The sequence below is a fragment of the Aminobacter sp. P4_H6_2 genome, from assembly GCF_056400805.1.
This window is the reverse complement of record NZ_JBFUKO010000809.1, coordinates 1-2,106: the sequence shown is the minus strand read 5'-3', so window position 1 is coordinate 2,106 and position 2,106 is coordinate 1. Positions and strand designations below refer to the sequence as shown.

Below are 2,106 nucleotides of genomic sequence, written 5' to 3'. Positions count from 1 at the left end.
GCCTGCAACCTCTTCGACCGCGTCGATGTCGATGGCGGCAAAGCGCCCCCAGGCAAATGCGCGCTTGTTGAGATCGACTGCAGCTCCATTCGCTTCGATCGCAGCCTCGAAAGCCCCTGCCGACAACGGTAGTAACCCCTTTTGCCAAGCATAGCCGACGATAAGGGTGTTTGCGGCGACATTGTTGCCAAACAATCCCTCGGCAATGCGCGTTGCGCTAAGAAGAAACCCGCTCTCGCCTGCACGGCCCAGGAGAGTGTCGATCATTCGTTTGGTTGGAAGCGTGGCATCGCGATCGGTCACGATATCGGCGGTGGGCGTTTCGTCGCTATTGAGGACAACAGCGCCGCGTCCGCCCGCGAACTTGCGCAAGGAATCCGCACTGCTTGCGACCAGTGCGTCGGTTCCCAGAAGTAAGTCGGTTTCTCCCGCGCCTATCCGAACGGCATGGATGGGGTGCCCATTTGCTGCGATCCGTACTTGGCTGACCACTGCACCATTCTTTTGAGCAAGGCCTGTGAAGTCGAGGACAGTGGCGCTCAAACCATCCAGATGTGCGGCGGTGGCAAGAAGCGCGCCAGTCGTTAGAACGCCAAGGCCGCCGATACCGGCCACATAGATATTGTAGACTCCCGCAAGAACCACCGGTTCAGGCTCAGGCAGTGCGCCGAAACGATCAGCTTCGAACTCCTTGATCCGGGCTGCATTTGGCTTGCGGATCTGCGGACCGTCAATTTCGACGAAGCTGGGACAAAAACCCTTCACGCAGGAGAAGTCCATATTGCAAGCCGATTGGTTGATCCGGCGTTTCGTGCCTAAGACTGTTGGCAATGGCTCAACCGCAATGCAGTTTGATTGGACCGAGCAATCCCCGCAGCCCTCACAGACGCGGGGATTTATGAAGAGCCTACGGTTGGGGTCAGGAGAAGTCCTGCGCTTGCGTCGGMGGCGCTTTTCAGCGGCGCACGTTTGCTCGTAGACGATGGCGGTAACACCTGGCRTGTCGCGCAGGTCGCGCTGAACCAGGTTCATCTCGTCGCGGTGGTGGATCCGAACGTTGTCCGGTATGGTCGAGCTACGCCATTTTGCTGGATCGTCGCTCACCATTCGCACGTCCGCAACGCCTTCGGCGAGGAGCTGGGCCACGACCCTGAGAGGATTGATCGCCCCCTCCGCTGGCTGGCCGCCTGTCATCGCGACAGCGTCATTGTAGAGAATCTTGAACGTTATGTTTGCCTTTGCCGCCACGGCAGCGCGTACGGATAGCAGACCGCTGTGCTGATAGGTGCCATCGCCCAGATTCTGGAAAATGTGAGTAGTCTCGGAGAAGGGGGCCGCCCCCACCCACTGCATACCCTCTCCACCCATCTGGCTGAACGTATCGGTCTTGAGCTTGGGCTGCGACAACGCCATGACGTGGCATCCAATGCCTCCACCGGAGATCGATCCCGCGGGCGTCTTGGTCGAAGTGTTGTGCGGGCAGCCTGAACAAAAGAAAGGCTTGCGGGCGGGGAATGGCACGACTTCGCCGCGCTGTCTGTCATGCAGCATCCGCTCAAGACGGCTGGCAAGGTTGATTGGTTCCGCGTCATCGAAACGACCGACGAACGCCTGTGCCACCATCGCAGGCGTGAATTCCAAGATGACAGGCAACAGCGCGCGGCCCTGTTCGTCCGTCTTGCCGGTCACGCGGATGCGTTTGCCCACCCGATTGAAGAGCGCCGATTTGATTTGCGCTTCGACAGTCCCGACCTTCTCCTCTACGACGAAAATTTCATCGACATCGCCAGCGAAGGCAAGCAAAGGGTCGCTCGCTAGGGGCCAACTCATCCCCACCTTGTAGATGGAGACGCCGAGCGCGCGCGCCTCCTCCTCACCGATGTCGAGATCAGCAAGAGCTTGCATGAGATCCTGATGGGCTTTGCCGACGGTGACTATGCACAGCCTTTTGACCGGACTTTCGAGTATGGCGCGATCGATCCGGTTGGCCGCAGCCCATCCGATCGCCGCAGGCAAGCGCTCTTCGATCATCCTGCGCTCATACTCCGCGCGCTCGGCTGGCCAAGCTATGCTTGGATCCCAGTTGATACCGTGCGCGGGAACGAG

General features: G+C 59.5%; 1 protein-coding gene. It reads right to left on the bottom strand.

What is annotated here, in order from left to right:
- Window positions 1–2,070 (bottom strand): indolepyruvate ferredoxin oxidoreductase family protein (locus AC1DUU_RS30430; protein ID WP_476787037.1); only part of this gene is annotated, 2,070 nt, incomplete at its 3' end.
- Window positions 2,071–2,106 lie beyond the last annotated feature (36 nt).